General features: G+C 67.8%; 13 protein-coding genes. 6 read left to right on the top strand and 7 right to left on the bottom strand.

Features of this window, described 5'->3' with window-relative positions:
* Positions 1 to 24: 24 nt before the first annotated feature.
* Entirely contained in the window at positions 25 to 639 is a 615-nt protein-coding gene (locus tag ACTJI4_RS13575) for a TetR/AcrR family transcriptional regulator (RefSeq protein ID WP_392923564.1), read from the bottom strand.
* Positions 640 to 741: 102 nt separating this feature from the next.
* On the opposite strand from ACTJI4_RS13575, the gene ACTJI4_RS13570 reads away from it, so the two are divergent.
* Genes ACTJI4_RS13570 through ACTJI4_RS13560 form a run of 3 tightly spaced genes read left to right on the top strand, consistent with a single transcriptional unit; the run spans position 742 to position 5,544 of the window.
* A complete protein-coding gene (locus ACTJI4_RS13570; RefSeq protein ID WP_440869622.1) occupies positions 742 to 1,905 on the top strand; it encodes an isovaleryl-CoA dehydrogenase in 1,164 nt (387 codons plus the stop codon).
* Between the two features lie 10 nt (positions 1,906 to 1,915).
* Positions 1,916 to 3,526, top strand: coding sequence for a carboxyl transferase domain-containing protein (locus ACTJI4_RS13565; protein ID WP_440869621.1), 1,611 nt, complete (start codon positions 1,916 to 1,918; stop codon positions 3,524 to 3,526).
* Between the two features lie 32 nt (positions 3,527 to 3,558).
* Entirely contained in the window at positions 3,559 to 5,544 is a 1,986-nt protein-coding gene (locus ACTJI4_RS13560; RefSeq protein WP_440869620.1) for an acetyl-CoA carboxylase biotin carboxylase subunit, read from the top strand.
* On the opposite strand, the gene ACTJI4_RS13555 is transcribed toward ACTJI4_RS13560, so the two are convergent.
* Positions 5,539 to 6,702, bottom strand: a complete 1,164-nt coding sequence (locus ACTJI4_RS13555; protein WP_440869619.1) for a putative peptide maturation dehydrogenase — start codon at positions 6,700 to 6,702, stop codon at positions 5,539 to 5,541. The two genes, ACTJI4_RS13560 and ACTJI4_RS13555, sit on opposite strands and share 6 nt — an antisense overlap.
* 179 nt (positions 6,703 to 6,881) lie before the next feature.
* Between ACTJI4_RS13555 and ACTJI4_RS13550 the strand changes: the two genes are divergently transcribed.
* Complete coding sequence (locus ACTJI4_RS13550) at positions 6,882 to 7,184, top strand: NHLP-related RiPP peptide (protein WP_392923550.1); 303 nt, start codon at positions 6,882 to 6,884, stop codon at positions 7,182 to 7,184.
* Positions 7,185 to 7,208: 24 nt separating this feature from the next.
* Here the strand turns inward: ACTJI4_RS13550 and ACTJI4_RS13545 are convergent, their stop codons facing one another.
* The 4 genes from ACTJI4_RS13545 to aceB form a co-directional block, all read right to left on the bottom strand.
* A complete protein-coding gene (locus ACTJI4_RS13545) occupies positions 7,209 to 9,689 on the bottom strand; it encodes a putative peptide modification system cyclase (RefSeq protein ID WP_440869618.1) in 2,481 nt (826 codons plus the stop codon).
* A gap of 12 nt (positions 9,690 to 9,701) precedes the next feature.
* On the bottom strand, positions 9,702 to 10,745 hold the full coding sequence (locus tag ACTJI4_RS13540; RefSeq protein WP_392923545.1) for a GGDEF domain-containing protein: 1,044 nt from the start codon (positions 10,743 to 10,745) through the stop codon (positions 9,702 to 9,704).
* A gap of 334 nt (positions 10,746 to 11,079) precedes the next feature.
* Complete coding sequence (gene aceA, locus ACTJI4_RS13535; protein WP_392923541.1) at positions 11,080 to 12,363, bottom strand: isocitrate lyase; 1,284 nt, start codon at positions 12,361 to 12,363, stop codon at positions 11,080 to 11,082.
* A gap of 19 nt (positions 12,364 to 12,382) precedes the next feature.
* On the bottom strand, positions 12,383 to 14,032 hold the full coding sequence (gene aceB / locus ACTJI4_RS13530; protein WP_392923538.1) for a malate synthase A: 1,650 nt from the start codon (positions 14,030 to 14,032) through the stop codon (positions 12,383 to 12,385).
* Positions 14,033 to 14,138: 106 nt separating this feature from the next.
* Between aceB and ACTJI4_RS13525 the strand changes: the two genes are divergently transcribed.
* Both ACTJI4_RS13525 and ACTJI4_RS13520 read left to right on the top strand, forming a co-directional pair.
* Positions 14,139 to 15,107, top strand: a complete 969-nt coding sequence (locus tag ACTJI4_RS13525) for a LysR family transcriptional regulator (RefSeq protein WP_440869617.1) — start codon at positions 14,139 to 14,141, stop codon at positions 15,105 to 15,107.
* A 9-nt stretch (positions 15,108 to 15,116) separates the two neighbouring features.
* On the top strand, positions 15,117 to 16,022 hold the full coding sequence (locus tag ACTJI4_RS13520; protein ID WP_392923531.1) for a LysR substrate-binding domain-containing protein: 906 nt from the start codon (positions 15,117 to 15,119) through the stop codon (positions 16,020 to 16,022).
* On the opposite strand, the gene ACTJI4_RS13515 is transcribed toward ACTJI4_RS13520, so the two are convergent.
* Entirely contained in the window at positions 16,012 to 17,283 is a 1,272-nt protein-coding gene (locus ACTJI4_RS13515; RefSeq protein ID WP_440869616.1) for an MFS transporter, read from the bottom strand. The genes ACTJI4_RS13520 and ACTJI4_RS13515 overlap by 11 nt on opposite strands.
* Positions 17,284 to 17,315: the final 32 nt, after the last annotated feature.

The raw sequence follows: 17,315 nt of genomic DNA, 5'->3' as shown, positions 1-17,315 counted from the left end.
GCCTCCCACTACCGCAATGCAGCATCAGACTTGGGGGGCCCCTGCAGCACGCAGGCAGAAAACGCAGATGGATTCGACCAGTGCGGTCTGGTCGCCATGTGCATCGCGGCTGGGCGCGGTCGGCCCGACCAGTGCTTCGGTGAACGCGCCGACGATGCAGGCGGCGGCCACATCGGTGTCCTGCGCAGGGAAACTGCCGGCTTCAATGCCATCGGCCACGATGCGGCGGAACACGTCACCGAACAGGCGGCGGCAGCGGATGCGCTCGGCTTCCACCTCTGGGTCCACCGGTTCGGCGATGAAGGCATAGGCCAGCCCCGGGCCAGCCAGTGCGCGGCGTACGAATGCGGTGATCGCCCGGCGCAGACGCTCGGGTGCGGGCAGCGGTTCGGCGGCAATGGCCTCGAAGATGCGCAACTCGTGTTCGACCGCGTCGGTCAGCACCTCCACGAACAGCTCAGCCTTGGACGGGAAGTGCCGGTAGATCAGCCCGGTGGACACGCCCGCTTCGGCCGCCACTGCAGTCACCGGGGCATTGCGGTAGCCGCCGGCGGCCACCAGGCGGCGGGTGGCCAGCAGGATCCGCTCGCGGGCTCCGGCCAGGCGTTCTTCCATCAAAGCTGAGCGTTTATAGGCCATTTGTTGATTCTATGTTCAATTTTTGAATTTGTGTTCACTTTTACCTCCGGGAGGACTAGGCTGGGAGCCTTCGATCCCTTCCAGCCGTTGCGGAGCCGCCTCATGCACGTCCCCACCATGAACTTCGACCTCGGCGAAGAGATCGACATGCTCCGCCAGAGCGTGGCCCATTTTGCCTCGGCCGAGATCGCGCCGCTGGCGGCCAGGGCCGACGAGGAAAACCTGTTCCCACACCCGCTGTGGCGCAAGCTCGGCGAACAGGGCCTGCTCGGCCTGACCGTGGAAGAAGAATACGGCGGCAGCGGCATGGGCTACCTGGCCCATGTGGTGGCGATGGAAGAAATTTCGCGCGCCTCCGGCGGCATCGGCCTGTCCTACGGCGCGCACTCGAACCTGTGCGTGAACCAGCTGCGCAAGAACGGCACCGAGGAGCAGAAGCAGCGCTTCCTGCCCGGCCTGTGCAGTGGCGAGAAGGTGGGTGCGCTGGCCATGAGCGAACCGGGTGCCGGTTCGGACGTGGTGTCGATGAAGCTGCGCGCGGACAAGCGCGGCGACCATTACGTGCTCAACGGCAACAAGATGTGGATCACCAACGGCCCGGATGCCGACGTGCTGGTGGTGTACGCCAAGACCGACGTCGAAGCCGGCGCCAAGGGCATCACCGCCTTCCTGGTCGAAAAGGGCATGAAGGGCTTCTCCACCGCGCAGAAGCTGGACAAGCTGGGCATGCGTGGCTCCAACACCTGCGAGCTGGTGTTCGAGGAGTGCGAAGTGCCCGAAGCGAACGTGCTGGGCGCAGTCGGCGGTGGCGTGAACGTGCTGATGTCCGGGCTGGATTTCGAGCGCGTGGTGCTGTCCGGTGGCCCGCTGGGCCTGATGTCGGCCGCGATGGATGTGGTGATGCCGTACGTGCATGAGCGCAAGCAGTTCGGCCAGGCGATCGGCACGTTCCAGCTGATGCAGGCCAAGCTCGCCGACATGTACGTGGGCCTCAACGCCTGCCGCGCGTATGTGTATGCAGTGGCGCGCGCCTGCGACCTGGGCCGCACCACCCGCCAGGATGCGGCCGGTGCGATCCTGTATTCGGCCGAGAAGGCCACCTGGCTGACCGGCCAGGCGATCCAGATCCTGGGCGGCAACGGCTACATCAACGAATACCCGACCGGGCGCCTGTGGCGCGATGCCAAGCTGTATGAAATCGGCGCGGGCACCTCGGAAATCCGCCGCATGCTGATCGGCCGCGAACTGTTCCAGCGCACCCAGTAAGGACGATGCCATGACGGTACTGAGCACCCAGCTGCAACCGGGCAGCGAGAGCTTCGAGGCCAACCGCACTGCGTTGCAGGCGGTGGTCGACGACCTGCGCGCCACCCTGGCGCAGACCGCGCTGGGCGGCACCGAAGCTGCGCGGCAGAAACACACCGCGCGCGGCAAGCTGCTGGTGCGCGATCGCATCGATGCCCTGCTCGACCCGGGCAGCGCGTTCCTGGAGATCGCACCGCTGGCCGCGCACGGCATGTACGACGACCCGATTCCCAGTGCGGGCGTGGTGGCCGGCATCGGCCGCGTTTCCGGGGTGGAATGCGTGATCGTGGCCAACGATGCCACGGTCAAGGGCGGCACCTATTACCCGATGACGGTGAAGAAGCACCTGCGCGCGCAGGAAATGGCCGAACAGAACCGGCTGCCGTGCATCTACCTGGTGGATTCCGGTGGCGCGTTCCTGCCGCTGCAGGACGAGGTGTTCCCGGACCGCGACCATTTCGGCCGGATCTTCTACAACCAGGCCAACCTGTCGGCGCAGGGCATTCCGCAGATCGCCTGCGTCATGGGCTCGTGCACCGCCGGCGGTGCGTACGTGCCGGCGATGAGCGATGAAACGGTGATCGTGCGCGAACAGGGCACCATCTTCCTGGGCGGCCCGCCGCTGGTGAAGGCGGCTACGGGTGAAGTGGTCACCGCCGAGGAACTGGGCGGTGCCGATGTGCACACGCGCATTTCGGGCGTGGCCGACCACATGGCAGACAACGATCTGCAGGCGCTGGCGCGGGTGCGCGCGATCATTGCCCAGCTCAACTGGCGCAAGCCCGAGCCGGCGTTGGCGGTGCAGGCTCCGGTAGAACCGCGCTACGCCGCGCAGGAACTGTACGGGGTGATCCCGGCCGACACCCGCAAGCCCTACGACGTGCGCGAAGTCATCATGCGCCTCGTGGACGATTCGCGCTTCGACGAATTCAAGCCGCGCTACGGCAACACGCTGGTGACCGGCTTCGCGCACCTGCACGGCTACCCGGTGGGGATCATCGCCAACAACGGCATCCTGTTCTCCGAATCGGCACTCAAGGGCGCGCACTTCATCGAGCTGTGCACCCAGCGCGGCATTCCGCTGGTGTTCCTGCAGAACATCACCGGCTTCATGGTGGGCCGCAAGTACGAACACGGCGGCATCGCCAAGGACGGGGCCAAGCTGGTGATGGCGGTGGCCTGCGCCAAGGTGCCCAAGTTCACGGTGGTGATCGGCGGTTCGTTCGGCGCCGGCAACTACGGCATGTGCGGCCGCGCCTATTCGCCCAACTTCCTGTGGATGTGGCCGAACGCGCGCATCGGCGTGATGGGTGGCGAGCAGGCGGCCAGCGTGCTGGCCACGGTGAAGCGCGATGGCATTGAAGCCAAGGGCGGGCAGTGGTCGGCGCAGGACGAAGACACCTTCAAGAGCCCGATCCGCGACCAGTTCGAGCAGCAGGGCCACCCCTACTACGCCAGCGCGCGGTTGTGGGATGACGGGGTGATCGACCCGGCCGACACCCGCCGCGTGCTGGGCCTGGCCTTGTCGGCCAGCCTCAACGCCCCGGCCCGCAAGACCGATTTCGGCGTGTTCCGGATGTGATCCGGCCCCCTGGCATGCGCAACGAGACTTCCATGTTCACCAAGATCCTGATCGCCAACCGTGGCGAAATCGCCTGCCGCGTCATCGCCACCTGCCAGCGCCTGGGCATTGCCACGGTGGCGGTGTACTCCGACGCCGACCGCGACGCACGCCATGTGCGCCTGGCCGACGAGGCCGTGGGCATCGGCCCGGCGCCCGCGCGCGAAAGCTACCTGCGCGCCGATGCGATCCTGGACGCGGCACGCCGCACCGGTGCACAGGCCATCCACCCCGGTTACGGCTTCCTGTCCGAGAACGCGGACTTCGCCCAGGCCTGCGCCGAGGCGGGCATCGTGTTCATCGGCCCCTCCGCTGCGGCGATCCGCGCGATGGGCGACAAGAGCGCGGCCAAGGCGCTGATGGCGCAGGCCGGGGTGCCGCTGACCCCGGGCTACCACGGCGATGCGCAGGAACCGGCGTTCCTGCGCGAACAGGCCGACGGCATCGGCTATCCGGTGCTGATCAAGGCCAGCGCCGGCGGCGGTGGCAAGGGCATGCGCAAGGTGGACGACAGCGCGGCCTTCACCGAGGCGCTGGCCAGCTGCCAGCGCGAGGCGCGGTCCGCATTCGGCAATGCGCACGTGCTGGTGGAAAAGTACGTGGAGCGCCCGCGCCATATCGAAATCCAGGTATTCGGCGACAGCCACGGCAACGTGGTGTACCTGTTCGAGCGCGACTGCTCGGTGCAGCGCCGCCACCAGAAGGTGCTGGAAGAAGCGCCCGCGCCAGGCATGACCGCTGAACGCCGCGCCGCCATGGGCAAGGCCGCGGTGGATGCCGCGCGTGCGGTGAACTACGTGGGTGCGGGCACGGTGGAGTTCATCGCCGGGCCCGACGGCGATTTCTATTTCATGGAAATGAACACCCGCCTGCAGGTGGAGCACCCGGTCACCGAGTGCATCACCGGCACCGACCTGGTGGAGTGGCAGCTGCGCGTGGCCAGCGGCGCACCGCTGCCGCTGCAGCAGGAACAGCTGCAGATCAACGGCCATGCACTGGAAGCGCGCCTGTACGCCGAAGATGCCGACAAGGGCTTCCTGCCCTCCACCGGCACCCTGCACCACCTGCGGCTGCCGGCTGGCAGCGCGCACGTGCGTGTGGATGCGGGTGTGGAACAGGGCGATGCGATCACCCCGTTCTACGACCCGATGATTGCCAAGCTGATCGTATGGGACGTGGACCGCGATGCGGCGCTGCGCCGCATGCAGCAGGCGCTGGCCGAGTGCGAAGTCGTCGGCGTGACCACCAACGCGGCGTTCCTGCGCCGGCTGGTGATGACCGATTCGTTCGCCAACGCGAAGCTGGATACCGCGTTGATCGAACGCGAGCAGGCCGCGCTGGCGCCGCACCAGGGCGATACCGATCCTGCCCTGTGGGCGCAGGCGGCCGTAGCTGCGATGGCCACCGACGCAGCAGCTTCGGTGGATGCGCGTGACCCGCACTCACCGTGGCAGGCGCGCGATGGCTGGCGGCTGGGCCAGCGTGCCGCGCGGCGGCTGACGCTGGAGCATCGTGGCCACCAGCAGGTGCTGGCCGTTGAAGGCCATGGCGAGGCGTGGTCCATCGAGGTGGGCGGCAGCACGGTATCGGCGCAGGGCCGGATGGAGGGCGAGCGGCTGGCGTTGCAGGTAGGAGAGCGCCTGCACCGCGCCCGCGTGGTACGCGATGGCAGCGAGCTGTACCTGTTCGGCACTGAAGGCGTACAGCGCTTCACCCTGCATGATCCGGTCAGCGAAGCCGACCACGCTGTAGCGGACGCCGGCAGCCTGGTGGCGCCGATGCCGGGCCGCATCGTGGCCACGCTGCTGGCACCGGGCACGCAGGTGGTACGCGGCACCCCGCTGCTGGTGCTGGAAGCGATGAAGATGGAGCACACCCTGCAGGCCCCGGCCGATGGCACGGTGCAGGGCTATCGGGTCAAGGCCGGCGACCAGGTCGCCGACGGCGCGGTGCTGATCGACTTCGACGCCACGTCATGACCGGGCCCAGACCACGCCATTGGGATCGAACTCTGCGGTATCCGGCGTATCACCGCGCCAACCGATGCCCACCACGGCGATGGGACTCTGGGTAACGCCATCCAAGGCAAATACCGCTTCGGTGTCCACCTCATTGATGGCCGCGGTGACAAACGCGGCCAGGCCGCACTCAGTTGCCGCCATGTACACGGCCTGCGAAATGTGGCCCACGTCCAGCAACAGTGCGCGGTAGGCCTTGGCGTGGTTGCGGTACTTCCAGTTGGTGCGTGCAAAGCGCGGCACCAGCACAAGGTGGGCGGCCGCGTTGGCGAACCAGTCCTGGCCGGACAGCATGGCCAGGGCCACCTCGTGCAACGGACGCCCGCACTGGCGCGGCAGTGCAACGAGGGCATGCCGTACCGGATGATAGTGGTAGAGGCCCGGCGCCAGTCCGTCCACGCGCTGCACCAGCAGATAGGTTTCGGTAGGGTGCAGCCCACCGCCGGATGGCACGTTCTTCTTCAGAAACGCGGTATCGGCTTCCACCTGCACCACCGCCTGCGCCTTCACCGTGCGCTGCAGCAGCTGCGCCAGCTGTCCGCACGCGATGCTGCGCGCTGCATCGAAGTTGCGGCAGGTGGTGCGGCGTTCCAGCATCCGGTCGTAGTCGGTGGCGTCCACGGCAGGGAGCGGCTGATAGGTGCCCGGGTGGATCTGTACCGCCGGCGGCGGCGCACCCAGCTGCCGGCGCAGATCCCTGGCGGTGACCATGTTGCTGTCGCGCATCTGCGCGGCGCTGTTCACACCGCTCCAGCGGGCATGCCGGTGGACCAGCGCCGCCAACGGCCACCAGTGGCCGTCGCGCATGCCTTCGTCGCGGAGGCGATGCGTGGCGTGTTGCTCGTCATCGGCGATCAGCAGCCCGGCCTCGAGCAGCGCCCGCCAGTCACCCGGGGCACCCCGGATGTCGCCTGCGTCGGTCCACTCACTGGAACCCACCGAACCCAGCAGTTCCCGCTGTGCGGCACTCACCGGCACGGGCTGTTCCAGGTGTGCGGCCAGCGCAAACCAGGCAATCGTGGTGGACAGCTCCGTACGCCCGGCAAGCATCGCGTTGAAGTCGACGCTGACCTCTTCGCGCGGCTCGAACATCACGATGGTGCAACGGCGCAGTTTCATTCGGGGCCGACCGTGGAGGGACCCGGACATTCTAGCCGGGGCACCTTGGCTTCCGTGGTGCGTGGCCGGTTGCCGACGTAACCTGCGTGCTGCTTCGCACCGCGCGTTGGCCGGGCCGGGCGCTACATTCCCGCCCGGCCCGGCCGATAACCCTCACTTCACCCACTGGATCGAGCGCAATGAGCAACGACAAACCGGAAACGAACAAGATTTCCCCTGAAATCGCCGCGCGGCTGGTCAGCAGGTTGATCGACGACCCCGCTTTCCGTGAGTTGTTCCAGCAGGATGCGCAGCAGGCTCTGACCGAGTTGGGGTTGAGCACCGAGGTCCAGCCACTGTGCTGCGATATCCAGCAGCTGGCCAGCGTGGAAGAACTGCGCGCGGTGCAGGCCCAACTGGAGAAGTACCTGAGCACGTCGTACCAGGCGATGCTGGTGCCGCACTGCTTCGAGGCGGGCAAGGCCGCCGACTCGCTGGAGTGACGACCCCGCCAGCCTCGGCCCAACCTAGTTGGAACGCAGGCTGGCGTCGGCCAGCATGTCATGCAGGCTCAGCGGCTGCATCAGCTGCATGGAAGCCAGTTCGGCAATCGCGCGACCCCGGTGGGCATACAGCCATTCGTTCTGCTGGTGGAATGCCTCTGCATTGCCCAGCTTGCGCTGCACCTCCCGCAGTGCCACCCGCGCCTGCACCGGTTCGGTACCGTCCAGGATCGGCCGCAACAGCGCCTCGGCCTGCGCCGGCTGGTTGCGGCCGAGCTGCTGCATGGCGAGCACGATGGCGTGCCACTTGCCCACCACCGGGCTCTTCATCGAGGCGATCAACGCCGCGTGGTCACGCAGCAGCGTATCGGCACGCACGCTATCGCCTTGGCGCTGCGCCAGGTACACCAGCGACAACAGGCGCAGCACCCGGTCGGACAGGTTCGGGTCGTTGCGGTCCTTGAGCAGCGGCAGCAGCTGGCCTGACACAGCGGCCAGTGCAGCGGGATTGCGCTGCTCGCACGCGGTGTCCACCACCGCGTGCATCAGCAGCACATGCGTACGGAAGTCGACCGATTCGGCAGGCGGCTCCTGGCTGGCCAACGCTTCGGTCATGCCGGTGCAGTCGTCCTGATCGGCGGCGAGCAGGACGCGGACGCGCTGGTACATGATGGTCTGCAGCTCATCGCGCGCGTTGGGCAACTGTGCCAGCAGTGCTTGTGCATCCTTGTAACGGCGCTGGGCGATCAGCACGTCCACGCGGGTGTCGCTGGCGCTGCGGTCTGTCAGCTGCTCGGCCTGCTGGAAACTGCGCAGCGCCTCGTCATACCGGTTGGTGGCGAGCTGGACCCAGCCGGTATAGCCGATGGCGTATGCGCGCAGGGGCGCCTGCGGTACCGACGCTGCGCGCGCGTAGCGCTCCGCCTCTTCGTAGCGGTTGTCCATCAACAGGAACCCGGCGGTATTGGCCTGCCCTGCAAACGAGTCGGGATAGACTTCGGCCAGCACGCGCCAGTCTTCCAGCGGCCAGCCCTCCGGGCGCAGCTCGCTGCTCCAGGCCTTGAGGTAGAGGCGCTCGCGGTGCGGCAGGCGATCCTTGAGGGCCAGTGCCCGCTTCAGGTGAGGCAGGGCGTCGGCACGGCGGTCGATCCGCACCAGCAGCCTGGCCAGGCCCATGTGCGCCATGGCGAAGTCCGGATCTGCATCCAGTGCCGCCTCATACAACTTGGCTGCCTCGGCGAAGCGCGCCCCGCCCACGGCCCGTTCGGCAAGCGCGAACGACTTGAGTGCCTGGAGGTTTTCGGTGGATGCCTGCGGCAGTGGCATCGACTGCTGCAGCGAGGCCACGGTTTCGCCCAGACCTGCGCGCAGGCGCCGCACCACGTCATCGACGGCGGCCAACACGTCGTCAGGGGCGCGGGCGTCGGCGTGGTAGGAACCCACGACTGCGCGGCTGGCCGGGTCCATCAGGTCCACGGCCACCACGTACTGACCTGCGGCACGATGAATGCTGGGCACCAGCACCATGCGCGCGCCCTCGCGCGAGGCGACGTCGCCGGCCACGTCGCGGTCCAGCGCGCGCGCGGGGGGCACCCGCAGCAGTTCGCGCGATTGCTTGACCATGCTGTCCGACAACACGTTGACGTAGCGCGACTGTTCCAGACCCAGCAGCAGGGCACGCTGCAGGCTGTCGTCGAACAACGCCTCACCACTGGTATTGTCGACGTCGGCCAGCACCACCCAGTCGCGCTCGGCAAAGGCGATGGCCGGCTCGGGGCGCAGCAGCATCCAGCCGCCGATACCCAGTACCGCCAGCAGGGCAACTTCGGCGGCCAGCGCGGCCGGCCGGCGCCAGATCGGCAGTTTGCGCTGCGCCTTGGGATGCGCCTTGGGCATGCGCAGCGGCGCGAAGCCCGGTTCGCCGACCTCGAACACCTCCTGGGCGGTGGGAATGCCTTTGAACAGCCACGGGCCGTGCGCGCGCCACTGAAGCGCTTCAGCACGCTCGCCCAGTTCGCTGCTGGCACGGCGGGTCAGCGATTCGGCCACGGCCGAGAGCAGGATCTGGCCGGGACGCGCCAACCCCATCAGGCGCGCGGCCATCGGCTTGGCCAGGCCTTCCACTTCCACCGGCTTGGCACCGGCCTGGATCGCTTCGCGGCTGTTGTCCCAGATCAGCACCTCGCCCACATGCAGACCGGCGCGGGCGCGCAGCGGCACATTGCGGCGCTTGCCCAGCTCGTGCAGCTCCCGTTGGTAGTCCAGGGCGAAGCCGAGCCCATCGATGGCGCGGTCGAACAGCAGGAACAGGCCATCGGAGCGGTCGATCTGCTGCCCGTTCCATTGCTGCTGGAGCGCGAGCACCAGTCTGTCGTGCTGCTGGAACAGCTCGGCCGCGGCGGCATCGCCGATGCGCTCGACCAGCACCAGCGAGTCGCACAGATCAGTGAACAGCAGCGCCCGCAGCAGCGGCAGCTGGGTCGACGTTCCGTTGTCGCCGTTCATTCGAATACCCCGTCAGGGCGTGGCGGTCGCGGCACGCGACCAGTGCAACCGGTTGCCGCCCAAGCGCTTGGCCTGGTACAGCGCATTGTCGGCGCGGGCGTACCAATCGCTCCAGTCGCTGTTCGGTTCGAGCAGGCTCACGCCGATGCTGACCGGGCAGACATGCGGCTGGCCGCCCGGCCGGCCCATCAGGCCGTGGACCGCGCTGAGGATGAATTCGGCCGCGTGCTGCAGGCTGTCGGAGTCTGCTTCGCGCAGCAGCAGGCAGAATTCGTCACCGCCCAACCGACAGGCCCGGTCGTTCTCAGTGGCCACCGAGCGCAGGATGTTGGCCACGCTCTGCAGGACGCGGTCGCCGGCCTGGTGGCCGTGCTCGTCGTTGACCTGCTTGAAGTGGTCGCAGTCGATCAGCAGCAGGCCCTGCGGCGCACCGTCTTCGTGGCTGCGGCATTCCTGCAGGTACAGCGCCAGGCCGCGGCGGTTGTGCAGGCCGGTCAACTCGTCGGTACGCACCAGTTCGCGCGTGTGGGTGAGCTGGTGGGTGGTGACGTAGAGGTTGTCCAGCGCGGTTTCGAGATCATGGTTGCGGCGGCGCAGCTGGCGGATCAGCACCTGCTCGTTGCTCACCACGCGCATGATCGTGCGGCGCAGGAAGTACGCCACCAGGCCCGGGTCACGGTCGACCAGGCGCTGGAAATCGGTGTGGTCCAGTTCGAGCACCAGCGAATCGGTGGTGGCGCGGGCGTCTGCACTGCGTGGGTGGTCGCCGATCAGCAGGCCCAGTTCGCCGAAGAATTCATGCTGGCCCAGTGTCTTGACCACCAGGTCTTCGCCGAAATCCAGCTCGATGGCACCGGTGACGATGACATACATGGTGCTGCCGGCCTGGTTGCGCAGGAACAGGTGCTCGCCGGCACGCAACGCGCGGTGCTGGCCGAATTCGGCGAACAGGGCAAATTCGCCTGCGCTCAGGACGGCGTGCACGATCTCAGCCATCGCGGTCTGCGCGATGTCTGACGCTCGTTCGCACACATTCGTCGCAAGCTTGCCGGTCATTCCCGTACACCCGCTTCCCAGCGTTCCCCGGTGAGCGAATGAGGATAGCACCCCTTAAAAGTGTGCGCCTCATCCCATTTCCATGCCCCGGCGCCCGGATCTATCCGGCGCTCCGGCCCAAACATCCCCAACGCGGCAACCGGCTGAGACCGGCCATCCCGTACCGCATGGTGCCCTTTGCGGACCGTAGCATCTGGCGGGGGCATATAAAAGAACGGCCGCCCCTGCCGGGCGGCTCTGGTCGGTTGGAGGGGTGCCCGGGAATCCGGCCAATGGCCTGGGTTACCCGGGCGCCGCCACCGCGCTGCGGCGGCGGCGGCGCCGATTCCGGCCGTCAGGCCGCCCGGAATTGCTCCTCTTCGGTCGAACCGGTCAGGGCGGTGGTGGAAGACTGGCCCTGCTGGATGGCCTGGGTGACCGCGTCGAAGTAGCCGGTGCCGACCTCGCGCTGGTGCTTGACCGCGGTAAAGCCCCGGTCGGCGGCGGCGAATTCGGCTTCCTGCAGTTCCACGAAGGCGCTCATCTGGCGGCGGGCATAGCCGTGGGCCAGGTTGAACATGGAGTAATTAAGGGCGTGGAAGCCGGCCAGGGTGATGAACTGGAACTTGTACCCGTAGCTGGCGATTTCCTTCTGGAACTTCGCAATCGTGGCGTCGTCCAGGTTCTTCTTCCAGTTGAAGCTGGGCGAGCAGTTGTAGGCCAGCAATTTGCCCGGGTACTTCGCATGGATGGCTTCGGCAAACTTGCGCGCGAACTCCAGGTCCGGCTTGCCGGTCTCGCACCAGACCAGGTCGGCGTAGGGTGCATAGGCCAGGCCGCGGCTGATGGCCTGGTCCAGGCCGTTGCGGGTTTTGTAGAAGCCTTCCACGGTGCGCTCGCCGGTGGCGAAGGGCTGGTCGTTGGCGTCGATGTCGCTGGTCAGCAGGTCGGCGGCTTCTGCGTCGGTGCGGGCCACCAGCAGGGTGGGCACGCCCAGCACGTCGGCGGCCAGGCGCGCGGCGTTCAACTTCTCGACGGCCTCGCGGGTGGGCACCAGCACCTTGCCGCCCATGTGCCCGCACTTCTTCACCGAGGCCAGCTGGTCTTCGAAATGCACGCCGGCCGCGCCGGCTTCGATCATGGCCTTCATCAGCTCGAAGGCGTTGAGCACGCCGCCGAAGCCGGCTTCGGCATCGGCTACGATCGGCTGCAGGAAGTCGATGTCGTCCTTGCCTTCGGCGTGGTGCAGCTGGTCGGCACGCAGCAGGGTGTTGTTGATGCGCTTGACCACGGCCGGCACCGAATCGGCCGGGTACAGCGACTGGTCGGGATACATCTGGCCGGCCAGGTTGGCGTCGGCGGCAACCTGCCAGCCGGACAGGTAGATGGCATTGAGGCCGGCCTTGACCTGCTGCATGGCCTGGTTTCCGGTGAGCGCGCCGAGTGCGTTGACGAAGTCCTTTTCATGCAGGTACTTCCACAGCTTCTCCGCGCCCAGCCGGGCCAGCGAATGCTCCACGTGCACGGTGCCGCGCAGGCGCACCACATCGGCGGCGCTGTAGTTGCGCTGGATGCCGGCCCAGCGCGGGTCGGTGTTCCATTCGTGCTGGATCTGTTCGGCGGTCGGCAGCTTGCTCATGTCGTTTCTCCAGGAAAGGTCAATCGATCCGGTCGTAGGCCGGCAGGGTCAGGAAATCGGTCAGTTCGTTGCGGCGGCTCAGCTCACCGAGCAGCGCGATGGCCTCGTCGATGCGGGCCCCGCCCGGCAGCGCGCTGCGCTCGCCCAACCGTGCCGGCAGTGCGGCCAGGGTGGCATCGAGCAGGGCCAGGTCGATGGCAGTGCCGTCGTCCAGATGCTGGCCGGGCATGTGCAGCCACTGCCACAGCTGGCTGCGGCTGATCTCGGCAGTGGCCGCGTCTTCCATCAGGTGGTGGATCGGCACGCAGCCGTTGCCGTCCAGCCAGGCGGCCAGGTAGCGCACACACACCTCCACGTTGCCCTCGAACCCGGTGCGGGTGATGGTGCCGGTGGGCGCGGCAATCAGCTCGTCGCGGCCCACCCGCACATCGCGGCGCAGCACCGCGTGCTGGTTGGGGCCGGGCATGTGTGCGTCGAAGATGGCCTGCGCCACCGGAATCAGCGCCGGGTGCGCCACCCAGGTGCCGTCGTGGCCGGCGGTGACTTCGCGCAGCTTGTCGGCACGCACCCGTGCCATCGCCTGTTCGTTGGCCGCGGCATCGTGGTTGATCGGGATCTGCGCGGCCATGCCGCCCATCGCATGCGCGCCACGGCGGTGGCAGGTCTGGATCAGCAGTTCCGAATAGGCCTTCAGGAACGGCTGGGTCATGGTCACCTGGCCGCGTTCGGGCAGCACCTTGTCGGCGTGCTTACGGAAGGTCTTGATGTAGGAAAAGATGTAATCCCAGCGGCCGCAGTTCAGCCCGACGATGCGGTCGCGCAGCGCATGCAGGATCTCGTCCATCTCGAACACCGCCGGCAGCGTCTCGATCAGCACGGTGACCTTGATCTGGCCATGCGGCAGGCCGAGCATGCCTTCGATGTGCGACAGCGCGGTTTCCCACAGCGCGGCCTCTTCCATCGACTGCAGCTTGGGCAGGTAGAAGTACGGGCCGCGCTGGCGGCACATCAGGGTGCGCGCGTTGTGGAAGGCGAACACCGCCGCGTCGAACAGGCCGCCGGCCAGCGGCTGGCCATCGATGCGCACGTGCTTCTCATCCAGGTGCCAGCCGCGCGGGCGCACGATCAACACTGCCTGTTCGTCGAGCGGGCGCAGCGTGTAGTGCTTGCCGGGCTTGCCGTCCGCGCCGGGCGCGGTGTAGGTGAGGTCGCCGCGCACCGCGCCGATCAGCGCCTGCTGGCCAGCCAGCAGGTTGCGCCAGGCCGGGGCGGTAGAGTCCTCGAAGTCGGCCATGAACACCTTGGCGCCGGAGTTCAGCGCATTGATGACCATCTTTGGGTCGGTCGGGCCGGTGATCTCGACGCGGCGGTCCTGCAGCGCTTCCGGGATCGGCGCTACGCGCCAGTCTTCGCTGCGGATCGCGGCGGTGTCGGTGCGGAAGTCCGGCAGGCCGCCGCCGTCGAAAAAGGCCTGGCGCTCACGGCGGGCCTGCAGGCGGCGCTGGCGCTCGGGTTCCACCGCGCGGTGCAGCGACACCAGCAGCGCCAGTACCCCTGCCGGCAGCAGGGCCGACTGGCCGGCAAGCTGGGTGGTCAGGGCGATGCCCGGTGTGGCCGGAGCGTCGGCCGGGGTGGGCTGGGCGGTGGCGAAAGCGGCGACAGCGGACATGTCCAACTCCTGCGTTGCGGGTGATGCCACCGTGCGCCGGAGTGTGGTATTTGACAAAACAGTTATCGCAATGCTTTACATAATTTGCGCTTATATTCGTTACGCTATGCCCACACCCAAGTCGCCAAGTCCCCGTTTTTCCTACAAGTCTGACCGGCTCAAGCCGCTGCGGGCGTTCTGCCAGACCGTGCGCCTGGGCTCAGTCTCACGTGCTGCTGAGGCGCTGTTCGTCAGCCAGCCGGCGATCAGCCAGCAGTTGCAGGCGCTTGAACGGGAGTTGGGGGTGGGTCTGTTCGAGCGCAGCGGGCGGCGGCTGGTGCCCAGCCGCGAGGGCCAGCTGCTGTTTGAAATGGCCCAGCCGCTGGTGGAAAGCCTGGACGGGTTGGAGGCCAGCTTCCGCGACAAGGTGAAAGGGCTGGATGCGGGCGAGCTCAACATCGCCGCCAACAGCTCCACCATCCTCTATCTGCTGCCGCGCATCGTGGAGCGCTTCCGCCAGCGCCGCCCGGACGTGCGCCTGACCCTGCACAACGCGATCAGCGCCGACGGTACCGACCTGCTCCGCAGCGATGCGGCCGACCTGGCGGTGGGCTCGATGACCGATGTGCCGGCCGACCTGAGCTATGCACCGGCCTATCGCTTCGAGCAGGTGCTGATCGCCCCGCCCGACCACCCGCTGGCCACCGCGCCGGAGCTGACCCTGCAGGCCATTTCGGCCTACCCGCTGGTGCTGCCCCCCAAGCGCCAGATTACCTACCGGCTGGTGGACCAGGTGTTCCAGCGCCAGCGCGTGCCGTACACGGTGGCGCTGGAGGTCGGCGGCTGGGAGGTGATCAAGCAGTACGTGGCGATGGGCATGGGCATTTCGATCGTGCCGGCGCTGTGCCTCAACGATACCGATCGCGGCCGGCTGGTGACACGCTCGATGAGCGCCTGGTTCCCCGAGCGCAGCTACGGGGTGATCGTGCGCCGGGGCCGCTTCCTGTCGCCGCAGGCACGCGCCTTCATCGAGCTGATCCAGCCGGACCTCTTCAGTCCGCGCAGCTATGATGAAAGCGGTCATTCCGAACGCTGATGCGCTGCCATGTCGATTGAACTGCGCCACCTGCGCTACTTCCTGGCGGTGGCCGATACCCTGCACTTCGGGCGCGCGGCCGAGCGGCTGGGCATGTCGCAGCCGCCGCTCAGCCAGCAGATCCGGCAGCTGGAAACGCTGCTGGGCGCACGCCTGTTCCTGCGCAGCAACCGCCGGGTGGAGCTCACCGAGGCCGGGCGTGTGCTGCAGGTGCAGGCCACCGAAGCGTTGGCGCGGGTTGACCAGGCCATTGAACTCACCCAGCGCGCACAGCGCGGCGAAACCGGCGAGCTGCGTATCGGGCTCACCCGTGCCACCCCGCTGTCCACGCAGATTCCGCGCGCGATCTTCGCCTACCGCCAGCAGTTCCCGCAGGTGCAGTTGAAGCTGCGCGAAATGAACACGCTGCAGCAGATCGATGCGCTGGTCGCCAACGAGCTGGACGTGGGGCTGATCCGCAAGCGCGCGCTGCCCACGCCGTTGATGTCACGCAAGCTGTTCAGCGATCCGCTGGCGCTGGTGGTGCATGACCAGCATCCCCTGATCCGCGACCTGCCCACGGGTGCGCCGGTGGCGCTGCGCCAGTTCGCGCATGAGCCCTTCGTGGGGTTCCTGCGCGAGGTGGGGGCCGGCATCCACGATCATTTCATCGCGCTGTGCCGTGGGGCCGGGTTCACGCCGCGCATCATCCAGGAGGCTGGCGAGGCGTCCACGCTCATCAGCCTGGCCGCGTCCGGGTTGGGGGTGACGGTGTTGCCGGCGTCGTGCAGCCACATCCATGTGGAAGGCGCGCGCTTCGTGCCGCTGAGCGATCGGGCGGCCAGTTCGGAAGTGCACGTGGCCTACCGGCGCGGCGGGCCATCGCCGTTGATCACCCACTTCACCCGCTTGCTGCAGGGCGGTTTCAGCGGCTGAGTGCCAGCGCGGCCGGCTGCGGTTGTGCGCGGCGGCCCAGCCGCCAGGCGATGCCGGCGCCGATCGCGGTAAGCACCGCGGTGAAGGCACACACGCCCCACCAGTCCCAGTGGGTGTAGAACACGCCGCCGACCGCACCGGCCAGGCTGGAGCCGAGGTAATAAGCGAACAGGTACAGCGCCGAGGCTTCGGCACGCATCATCCCGGCGCGGCTGCCGACCCAGCTGCTGGCGACCGAATGGCCGCCGAAGAAACCGAAGGTGACCAGCGCGATGCCTGCCGCCATGCAGCCCAGCCACGGCAGCGTGAGCAGCACGATGCCGAACGCGATCAACCCGTAGCAGATGCCCAGTACGCGGCCACGGCCATGCCGGTTGGCCTGCTGGCCCATCCACGCCGAACTGAAGGTGCCCACCAGGTACACGCTGAAGATCAGCCCGACCACGGTCTGGCTGAGCCGGTACGGCGGCGCCAGCAGGTGGTAGCCGAGGTAGTTGTAGAGGGTGACGAACACGCCCATCAGCACGAACGCGGTGGCGAACAGCGAGGGCAGGCCAGGATCGGCGAACAGCTGGCGCCAACGCGCGGGCAGTTCGCGCAGGCCACCCCGGCGGCTCTGGAAATGGCGTGACGGCGGCAGCTGCACCCACAGCAGCACGGTGCTGAGCACGGCGATCAACGAGACTACGCCGATGCCCCAGCGCCAGCCCCAATGGTCGGCGACGATGCCGGCAATCAGGCGGCCACTCATGCCGCCGACCGCATTGCCGCCGATGTACAGGCCCATGGCCAGGCCGAGCGCGCGGCTGTCCATTTCCTCCACCAGGTACGTCATCGCCACGGCCGGCACGCCGCTGAGCGCGATGCCGAGCAGGGTGCGCAGGATCAGCAGCGTGGCCCAGTCGTCGACCATGGCGCTGGCGGCCGAGAGTACGGTGGAGGCCAGCAGTGCGGTGATCATCACGCCACGGCGGCCGACCCGGTCGGAGATCAACCCGGCCACCAGCATCGACACGGCCAGCAGGCCGGTGCTGAGCGACAGCGCCAGCGCACTGTTGGCGGCGGACACGCCGAAGTGGCGGCTGAACTCGGGCAGCAGCGGCTGCACGGTGTAGAGCAGGCCGAAGGTGGAGAAGCCGGCCAGGAACAACGCCGCCGCGGTGCGCCGGAAGGCGGGCGTGCCCTGCTCGATATGCTGCGAGCGGGCGGGCATCTGGCTGGAGGAACTGCGCTCGATCAGCGCTGCGGTGTCGCCGTTCATTGCGTCTGGGCCCGTGGGGCGGGCCGGTGCGT

It is taken from the genome of Stenotrophomonas sp. 22385 (assembly GCF_052045085.1).
Classification (GTDB): domain Bacteria; phylum Pseudomonadota; class Gammaproteobacteria; order Xanthomonadales; family Xanthomonadaceae; genus Stenotrophomonas.
Note: the sequence above shows the minus strand (reverse complement) of the source record. Positions and strands in the feature narration are given on the sequence as shown.

Coding starts and splice junctions, on each gene's coding strand:
- ACTJI4_RS13575 (WP_392923564.1), bottom strand. CDS start 639: ATGGCCTATAAACGCTCAGCTTTGATGGAAGAACGCCTGGCCGGAGCC.
- ACTJI4_RS13570 (WP_440869622.1), top strand. CDS start 742: ATGCACGTCCCCACCATGAACTTCGACCTCGGCGAAGAGATCGACATG.
- ACTJI4_RS13565 (WP_440869621.1), top strand. CDS start 1,916: ATGACGGTACTGAGCACCCAGCTGCAACCGGGCAGCGAGAGCTTCGAG.
- ACTJI4_RS13560 (WP_440869620.1), top strand. CDS start 3,559: ATGTTCACCAAGATCCTGATCGCCAACCGTGGCGAAATCGCCTGCCGC.
- ACTJI4_RS13555 (WP_440869619.1), bottom strand. CDS start 6,702: ATGAAACTGCGCCGTTGCACCATCGTGATGTTCGAGCCGCGCGAAGAG.
- ACTJI4_RS13550 (WP_392923550.1), top strand. CDS start 6,882: ATGAGCAACGACAAACCGGAAACGAACAAGATTTCCCCTGAAATCGCC.
- ACTJI4_RS13545 (WP_440869618.1), bottom strand. CDS start 9,689: ATGAACGGCGACAACGGAACGTCGACCCAGCTGCCGCTGCTGCGGGCG.
- ACTJI4_RS13540 (WP_392923545.1), bottom strand. CDS start 10,745: ATGACCGGCAAGCTTGCGACGAATGTGTGCGAACGAGCGTCAGACATC.
- aceA (WP_392923541.1), bottom strand. CDS start 12,363: ATGAGCAAGCTGCCGACCGCCGAACAGATCCAGCACGAATGGAACACC.
- aceB (WP_392923538.1), bottom strand. CDS start 14,032: ATGTCCGCTGTCGCCGCTTTCGCCACCGCCCAGCCCACCCCGGCCGAC.
- ACTJI4_RS13525 (WP_440869617.1), top strand. CDS start 14,139: ATGCCCACACCCAAGTCGCCAAGTCCCCGTTTTTCCTACAAGTCTGAC.
- ACTJI4_RS13520 (WP_392923531.1), top strand. CDS start 15,117: ATGTCGATTGAACTGCGCCACCTGCGCTACTTCCTGGCGGTGGCCGAT.
- ACTJI4_RS13515 (WP_440869616.1), bottom strand. CDS start 17,283: ATGAACGGCGACACCGCAGCGCTGATCGAGCGCAGTTCCTCCAGCCAG.